Source organism: Pseudomonas sp. PS01270, from assembly GCF_029959775.1.
Lineage (GTDB): Bacteria > Pseudomonadota > Gammaproteobacteria > Pseudomonadales > Pseudomonadaceae > Aquipseudomonas > Aquipseudomonas atacamensis.
The window spans coordinates 1-7,766 of record NZ_JASCPT010000184.1 but is presented as its reverse complement, the minus strand read 5'-3'; the positions used below and the strand labels follow the sequence as shown (position 1 = coordinate 7,766).

At 59.5% G+C, this 7,766-nt stretch carries 9 protein-coding genes; 5 read left to right on the top strand and 4 right to left on the bottom strand.

Features of this window, described 5'->3' with window-relative positions; translation table 11 throughout:
- Positions 1-227, top strand: a 227-nt coding sequence (locus tag QMX86_RS26500) for a transposase (RefSeq protein ID WP_282387109.1), incomplete at its 5' end; no start/stop codon positions are given.
- A 133-nt stretch (positions 228-360) separates the two neighbouring features.
- Here QMX86_RS26500 and QMX86_RS26495 read toward each other — a convergent pair.
- Positions 361-963, bottom strand: coding sequence for a peroxiredoxin (locus QMX86_RS26495; RefSeq protein WP_003227723.1), 603 nt, complete (start codon positions 961-963; stop codon positions 361-363).
- 312 nt (positions 964-1,275) lie between these two features.
- Between QMX86_RS26495 and QMX86_RS26490 the strand changes: the two genes are divergently transcribed.
- The gene (locus tag QMX86_RS26490) at positions 1,276-1,494 is read left to right on the top strand and encodes a bacterioferritin-associated ferredoxin (protein WP_003227725.1); all 219 of its coding nucleotides are present in this window, start codon (positions 1,276-1,278) and stop codon (positions 1,492-1,494) included.
- Between the two features lie 201 nt (positions 1,495-1,695).
- The gene (gene bfr, locus QMX86_RS26485; RefSeq protein WP_016773403.1) at positions 1,696-2,169 is read left to right on the top strand and encodes a bacterioferritin; all 474 of its coding nucleotides are present in this window, start codon (positions 1,696-1,698) and stop codon (positions 2,167-2,169) included.
- Positions 2,170-2,270: 101 nt separating this feature from the next.
- Here the strand turns inward: bfr and grxD are convergent, their stop codons facing one another.
- The 3 genes from grxD to QMX86_RS26470 form a co-directional block, all read right to left on the bottom strand.
- Positions 2,271-2,612 (bottom strand): Grx4 family monothiol glutaredoxin, encoded by a 342-nt coding sequence (gene grxD, locus QMX86_RS26480; RefSeq protein ID WP_016773402.1) that lies wholly within the window; start codon positions 2,610-2,612, stop codon positions 2,271-2,273.
- Positions 2,613-2,709: 97 nt separating this feature from the next.
- Positions 2,710-4,815 carry a molybdopterin oxidoreductase family protein gene (locus tag QMX86_RS26475; protein WP_258717360.1) on the bottom strand — a complete coding sequence of 702 codons (2,106 nt, stop codon included), beginning with the start codon at positions 4,813-4,815 and terminating at the stop codon, positions 2,710-2,712.
- Positions 4,816-4,950: 135 nt separating this feature from the next.
- Positions 4,951-5,241, bottom strand: a complete 291-nt coding sequence (locus tag QMX86_RS26470; RefSeq protein ID WP_016773401.1) for a hypothetical protein — start codon at positions 5,239-5,241, stop codon at positions 4,951-4,953.
- 405 nt (positions 5,242-5,646) lie between these two features.
- On the opposite strand from QMX86_RS26470, the gene argF reads away from it, so the two are divergent.
- Both argF and QMX86_RS26460 read left to right on the top strand, forming a co-directional pair.
- Positions 5,647-6,567, top strand: a complete 921-nt coding sequence (argF, locus tag QMX86_RS26465; RefSeq protein ID WP_024014160.1) for an ornithine carbamoyltransferase — start codon at positions 5,647-5,649, stop codon at positions 6,565-6,567.
- Positions 6,564-7,673 carry an ABC transporter ATP-binding protein gene (locus QMX86_RS26460; RefSeq protein ID WP_236168277.1) on the top strand — a complete coding sequence of 370 codons (1,110 nt, stop codon included), beginning with the start codon at positions 6,564-6,566 and terminating at the stop codon, positions 7,671-7,673. Before argF ends, QMX86_RS26460 begins: the two co-directional genes overlap by 4 nt.
- The last annotated feature ends 93 nt before the right edge of the window (positions 7,674-7,766 follow it).

The window sequence follows — 7,766 nt, the reverse complement described above, 5'->3', positions numbered from 1 at the left end:
GAATGGAGCAGCGAATGCAGGCGCATCCCGAAATGATGGTCAGCCGACGATCCATCGTCGAACATCCCTTCGGCAACCTTAAACAGTGGTTATTTGGTAACGCTCGATTCTTGCTGCGACAGCTTGAAGGCGCGAGAGCTGAAATGGCCTTGGCGGTGAACGCCTACAACCTGAAAAGAGCAATTAACGTGTTGGGCGTGCGCCAGATGATGGCGCTGATGGGCTGAAACGCCTTTTTTCGTTTGCTGTGAGCACAAAAGCAAACGCCCCGAACAAGTCGGGGCGTTTGCTGGAACCGCCGTTAGTGCGTTTTCACACAGTCTGACGTGGGCCGGTTTTTTTGTACCTCGACGTTGCGCCTTACAGGGCCGCAGCGTTCTCGGTCAGGTAAGCCGCAACGCCTTCCGGCGAAGCGTTCATGCCTTTGTCGCCTTTCTTCCAGTTGGCCGGGCAGACTTCGCCGTGCTCTTCGTGGAATTGCAGCGCGTCGACCAGACGGATCAGCTCTTCCATGTTACGGCCCAGCGGCAGGTCGTTGATGATCTGCGAGCGAACCACGCCTTTGTCGTCGATCAGGAACGCGCCACGGAAAGCCACGCCGCCTTCGGATTCAACGTCGTATGCCTTGGCGATGTCGTGCTTCATGTCGGCAGCCATGGTGTATTTCACCTGGCCGATGCCGCCATTGTTCACTGGAGTGTTGCGCCAGGCGTTGTGGGTGAAGTGCGAGTCGATCGACACAGCGATCACTTCAACGTTGCGCGCCTTGAAGTCAGCCATGCGGTTGTCCAGAGCGATCAGCTCGGACGGGCAGACGAAGGTGAAGTCCAGCGGGTAGAAGAACACCAGGCCGTATTTGCCTTTGATGGCCGAGGACAGGGTGAAGCTGTCAACGATCTCGCCATTGCCGAGTACGGCCGGGACGGTGAAGTCTGGGGCTTGTTTGCCTACGAGTACGCTCATTGATATCTCCTGGTGTAGAAACTTGAAGTTCAGGGTCCGGGCCAGCCTGTCACCCTCAGGCGACAGCCCTGTGACACGAACCCTCTTCGCAAGGGACGACCATCATACACTGCGTGTTTGGCCTGTCCGTAACGGATTTTCCCTGTTCGGTTATCCACTGCGTATTCATGGGGTCAGACGCGCATTTGGAAGATACCGTTCGTCAGTCGCCGGGAAATTGGCTGCGAAGCGTTCCGAAAGCACTTTGACAATCATTCTCGTTAACATTAAGATCCATCGCAATTGAGTCACAACCAGCGACGGTTCTTACTTATGTATGTTTGCCTCTGCACTGGCGTCACCGACGGACAGATCCGCGAAGCGATCTATGAAGGTTGCTGCAGCTACAAAGAAGTTCGCCAGGCCACCGGCGTCGCCAGCCAGTGCGGCAAATGCGCCTGCCTTGCCAAGGAAGTGGTGCGCGAAACCCTGACCAAGCTGCAAACCGCCCAGGCCGCGATCCCTTACCCGGTAGAATTTACTGCTGCGTAAATGCCCCCATTTCAAAGAACCGGACTAGATGTCCGGTTTTTTTATGCCTGAAAATCAATTGCTTAGCGTCCAGACGCGGAACACAAACATTCTTATTCCGATTAATTTTCATTTATTATTCAATAACTTAGGTTTGACACTTATAACTGCCAAGCTCAAACTCCGCCTTATATACGGTTAATACAGGGCAGGACTCCGATCATGAAAGGCGACATTACAGTCATCCAGCATCTCAACAAGATCCTCGCCAATGAGCTGGTCGCGATCAATCAGTACTTCCTGCATGCGCGCATGTATGAAGATTGGGGTCTGAACAAGCTCGGCAAGCACGAATACCACGAATCCATCGACGAGATGAAACACGCGGACAAGCTGATCAAGCGCATCCTGTTCCTTGAAGGCCTGCCGAACGTTCAGGACTTGGGCAAGCTGCACATCGGCGAGCACACCCGCGAAATGCTCGAATGCGACCTGCGCATCGAAAAGACCGGTCACGCCGACCTGAAAGCCGCCATCGCCCATTGCGAAACCGTTGGTGACTTCGGCAGCCGTGAACTGCTTGAAGACATTCTCGAGTCGGAAGAAGAACACATCGACTGGCTGGAAACCCAGCTCGGCCTGATCGACAAGATCGGCCTGGAAAACTATCTGCAGTCGCAGATGGGCGAAGAGTGATCTGACCCTCGCAAGATACTAAAAAGCCCCGCCCTCTTTCGAGGTGCGGGGCTTTTTTATCGCCGGGATTTCAGAGGTTGCGAAATCCCTGCAAGAGCGAATCAGGCTTCGGACTTGTTCGCCGCTGCCGCTTCGACAGCCGCCTTGATGGTGCTTTGCAGCGAACCGTCTGCAGCCATCTCGGTCATGATGTCGCTGCCGCCAACCAGCTCACCGCCGACCCACAGTTGCGGGAAAGTCGGCCAGTTGGCGTACTTCGGCAGGTTGGCGCGGATTTCCGGGTTCTGCAGGATGTCCACGTACGCGAACTTTTCACCACAGGCCATCACAGCCTGCGCAGCCTTCGCGGAGAAGCCGCACTGCGGGGCATTCGGCGAGCCTTTCATGTAAAGCAGAATGGTGTTGTTGGCAATCTGCTCTTTAATCGTTTCGATGATATCCATGGAGCACCTCGGCTGAACTTTCCGACTCAGAGGTCGGCACGGTGGCGCATTGTAACGGAATCCCGAGCGCCATGCTCGGTCTCCCCGACAGACCCGCTCAGGCCGCCGCCACGGTCACCGGCACACCGTTCAACGCCGCGTTGCCCGACAGTTCGTCAAGCTGACACTCGTCGGTCAGGTCGTTGGCGCTCGACCCCGGCTGGCCGCTGGCGATCGCCATCTGCACGCCCGGGCGCGCGTGGCCCCAACCGTGCGGCAGGCTGACCACGCCTTTCATCATGTCGAGACTGGCGAGCACTTCCACCTCGATCTGCCCGACCCGCGAACTCACCCGAACCCGCTGCCCATCGGCCAGACCACGGCTGGCCAGGTCATCCGGGTGCATCAGCAACTGATGCCGTGGCTTACCCTTCACCAGTCGATGGAAATTATGCATCCACGAATTATTGCTGCGTACATGGCGGCGACCGATCATCAACAATTCATCGGCTGCCGGCGCCTGCAACGCGGCAAAGCGTGCGAGGTCGGCGAGAATTTCCGGCGGTGCGGCCTGGATACGCTGATTCGGCGTTTTCAGACGTGACGCCAGATTCGGCTTCAGCGCCCCAAGATCAATGCCGTGCGGATGATCGAACAGCGTCGCCAGCGACAACTTGTGCTCGGACGCATCGCCGTAGCGGCCCATGCGCAGGCCCATGTCGATCATCTTCGCCGGCGGCATCGTCGGTTTCAGTTCTTTACCGGTTTTCTCGGCGAAGGCCTTGGCCAGCCCGACGAAGATCTCCCAATCATGCAAAGCCCCCTCGGGCTTGCCGAGGATGGCGCGATTGAAGCGGGTCACGTTACGCACCGCGAACAGGTTGAAAGTGGTGTCGTAGTGGTCGTTTTCCAGCGCCGAGGTCGACGGCAGGATCAGATCGGCATAGCGCGTGGTTTCGTTGATGTACAGGTCGATGCTGAGCATGAAGTCGAGGCCGTCCAGCGCCTGCTCCAACTGCCGGCCGTTGGGTGTCGACAACACCGGGTTGCCGGCCACGGTGATCAGCGCGCGGATCTGCCCCTCGCCCTCCGTGAGCATCTCTTCGGCCAGTGCCGAGACCGGCAACTCGCCGCCGTATTCCGGACGACCGGAAACCCGGCTCTGCCATTTGTTGAAATGCCCGCCCGAGGTCGACGCCACCAGATCCACAGCGGGTTCGGTGCACAGTGCACCGCCAACGCGGTCGAGATTGCCGGTGACCAGATTGATCAACTGCACCACCCAATGACAGAGAGTGCCGAAGGCCTGGGTCGAAACGCCCATGCGTCCATAGCAGACGGCACTCGGTGCGGCAGCGAAGTCGCGCGCCAGTTGGCGGATCTGTTCGGCAGGCACCGCGCAGAGCGGGCTCATCGCTTCGGCGCTGAATTCAGCCACGGCGTTTCGCACTTCGTCGAGGCCATCGACCGGCAAATGGCTGTCGCGGGTCAGGCCTTCGCTGAACAGCGTATTGAGCATGCCGAACAGCAACGCCGCATCGCCGCCCGGGCGGACGAACACGTGCTGATCGGCCATCGCTGCGGTTTCGCTGCGGCGCGGATCGACTACCACCACTTTGCCGCCGCGCGCCTGAATCGCCTTCAGGCGCTTCTCGACGTCCGGCACGGTCATGATGCTGCCGTTGGACGCCAGCGGATTGCCGCCGAGGATCAGCATGAAGTCGGTGTGATCGATATCGGGAATCGGTAACAGCAAGCCGTGGCCGTACATCAGATAGCTGCTGAGGTGGTGCGGCAGTTGATCGACCGACGTTGCCGAATAGCGATTGCGGGTTTTCAGCAACCCCAGGAAGTAATTGCTGTGGGTCATCAGGCCGTAGTTGTGCACGCTCGGATTGCCCTGATACACCGCAACGGCGTTCTGCCCGTGATGTTCCTGAATCGCCGCGAGTTTCTCGGCCACCAGCGCAAACGCCTCGTCCCATTCGATCGGCAGCCATTCGCTGCCGACGCGGCGCATCGGCTGACGCAGGCGATCGGGATCGTTCTGAATATCTTGCAGGGCCACGGCTTTCGGGCAGATATGGCCGCGGCTGAAGGTGTCGAGGGCATCACCCTTGATCGAGGTGATCGCGACGTTGCCATCGGTTTCCGTGGTTTCGATGGTCAGGCCGCAAATGGCTTCGCACAGGTGGCATGCACGGTGGTGAAGAGTCTTGGTCATGGCCAGTCTCTGTCTTGTTCGGGAGCAGGCGATCACGCCCGCGGGAACAAAACTATGGCCCGTGCGCAGAGACGGCGCCAGCGACGTTCGTCTTGTGAATCGACGGTTATCAGGACAGCCGATAAATCGCCGCGATCAGTTCGGCGGCAACTGCGGCGGTGCCGCCAGCTGGATCTCCTGGATGGTTTCTATCTGCTCATGGGCGACGTGGACGCCGGTGAGCTCGCCGATCAACCGCCAGTGCTCATCGAGCCCGGCGCTGATGGTGGCCATGCGATCGATCATGTGCCGACCGGCGGATTTGACCACTTCGTCGTCACTGCGCAGCAACTCGAAAGACATCGAGGTGACGGACGCGGTGAGATGGGTCAGGGAGCGAGCCGTGTGGCCCAGCAGTTCCATTAACAGTTGTTCTTTCGATTCCATGCGGAGGCTTCCTGCGTCGCTCGAAACTTATTTATAACCCAGCACTTTGCTTTAGCAAATGTTTCAGTCTGAACATCCGACCAAGCGAATCGGTGGCGCCGCGCTCGTAAACCGACCAGGACCGCTGCGTTGCCGTCGCGGCGCATTGCCAAGCCCGGCGGCGCCAGTGTACAAAGAGGCTCACCGCTGTACTGAATCCGGCTTCACATGCGTGATCGAAATGCCCGGTCCGCGCTCCGAATCCCGCTGACAAAAGTACCCTATTGGAAAAACGCGACATTTAGTGTCAATATCGCGCCTTCCCCTATTTCGTCGCCCCGTGCGGCTTACGCCGCAGGTCTCGCCCGTTGTTCCGTTAAACAAGGCTTTGAGCATCTGCGGTCTGTAGCAAAAAGGTAGTCAATGATGAGCGCAAGGCACTTTCTCTCCCTGATGGATTGCACGCCCGAAGAGCTGGTCAGCGTGATCCGTCGAGGCGTTGAGCTCAAGGACCTGCGTAACCGCGGCGTACTGTTCGAGCCTCTGAAAAACCGCGTGCTGGGGATGATCTTCGAAAAATCCTCGACCCGCACCCGGATCTCCTTCGAGGCCGGCATGATCCAGCTCGGCGGCCAGGCAATCTTCCTGTCCCCGCGCGATACCCAACTGGGCCGTGGCGAGCCGATCAGCGATTGCGCCATTGTCATGTCGAGCATGCTCGATGCGGTGATGATCCGCACCTTCGCCCACAGCACCCTCACCGAATTCGCCGCCAACTCGCGGGTGCCGGTGATCAACGGCCTGTCCGATGATCTGCACCCTTGCCAGTTGCTCGCCGACATGCAGACCTTCCTCGAACACCGTGGCTCGATCCAGGGCAAGACCGTGGCCTGGATCGGTGACGGCAACAACATGTGCAACAGCTATATAGAAGCGGCGATCCAGTTCGACTTCCAGCTGCGCGTTGCCTGCCCGGAAGGCTACGAGCCGAACCCGGAATTCGTCGCCCAGGCTGGTGATCGCGTGACCATCGTCCGCGATCCGCAAGACGCCGTGCGTGGCGCGCATCTGGTCAGCACCGACGTCTGGACTTCGATGGGCCAGGAAGAGGAAACTGCCAAGCGCCTCAAGCTGTTCGCGCCGTTCCAGGTCAACCGTGCCCTGCTCGACCTCGCTGCCGAGGACGTGCTGTTCATGCACTGCCTGCCGGCGCACCGTGGCGAAGAAATCAGTCTCGACCTGCTCGATGACCCGCGCTCCGTCGCCTGGGATCAGGCAGAAAACCGTCTCCACGCACAGAAGGCCCTGCTCGAGTTCCTCGTCGAACCGGCATATCACCACGCATGAGCCATGAATTACTGCTGAACCTGCGCAACCTCGCTTGCGGCTATCAAGATCAACGCGTAGTGCAGAACCTCAATCTGCACCTCAACGCCGGCGACATCGGCTGCCTGCTCGGCTCGTCCGGCTGCGGCAAGACCACCACCCTGCGCGCCATCGCCGGTTTCGAACCGGTGCACGAAGGCGAAATCACCCTCGGTGGCGAAACCCTGTCCAGTGCCGGTTTCACCCTGGCGCCGGAGAAACGCCGGATCGGCATGGTGTTTCAGGACTACGCGCTGTTCCCACACCTGAGTGTGGCCGACAACATCGCTTTCGGCATTCGCAAGCACCCGAACAAGGCACGCGTGGTCGAAGAGCTGCTGGAACTGGTCAACCTGAAAAACCTCGGCAAGCGCTTCCCCCACGAGCTGTCCGGCGGCCAGCAACAGCGCGTCGCCCTCGCCCGTGCCTTGGCGCCGGAGCCGCAGTTGCTGCTGCTCGACGAGCCGTTCTCCAACCTAGATGGCGAACTGCGCCGCAAGCTCAGCCATGAGGTACGCGACATCCTCAAGGCCCGTGGTACCAGTGCGATTCTGGTCACCCACGATCAGGAAGAAGCCTTCGCCGTCAGCGATCACGTTGGTGTGTTCAAGGAAGGTCGGCTGGAACAGTGGGACACGCCCTACAACCTCTATCACGAACCGGCGACGCCATATGTCGCCAGTTTCATCGGTCAGGGCTATTTCATTCGCGGCCAGCTCGTCACCCCGGAATCGGTGCAGACCGAGCTGGGTGAGCTGCGTGGTAATCGCGCCTACACCTGGCCGATCGGCGGTGCGGTGGATGTGCTGTTGCGTCCGGATGACATTGTTTATGCACCGGACAGCCCATTGCAGGCGCAGATTGTCGGCAAGACATTCCTCGGCGCGGCGACCTTGTATCGCTTGCAACTGCCGACCGGTGCACAACTGGAATCGATCTTCCCCAGCCATGCCGATCATCTGGTTGGCGCGCAGGTCGGGATTCGCGTAGCGGCGGATCACCTGGTGCTGTTCCAGGCATCCGGCAGCACCGCGGCGCAGATTCCGGCGGTGGAAAACGGCGTCCGTCGGTTCAGCACCAGCTTCTGATCGGCGCGGGATCAAAATTGTGGGAGCGAGCCTGCTCGCGAATGCGGTGTTTCAGTCGCCGAAGAGGTTGACTGAAAGACCGCTTTCGCGAGC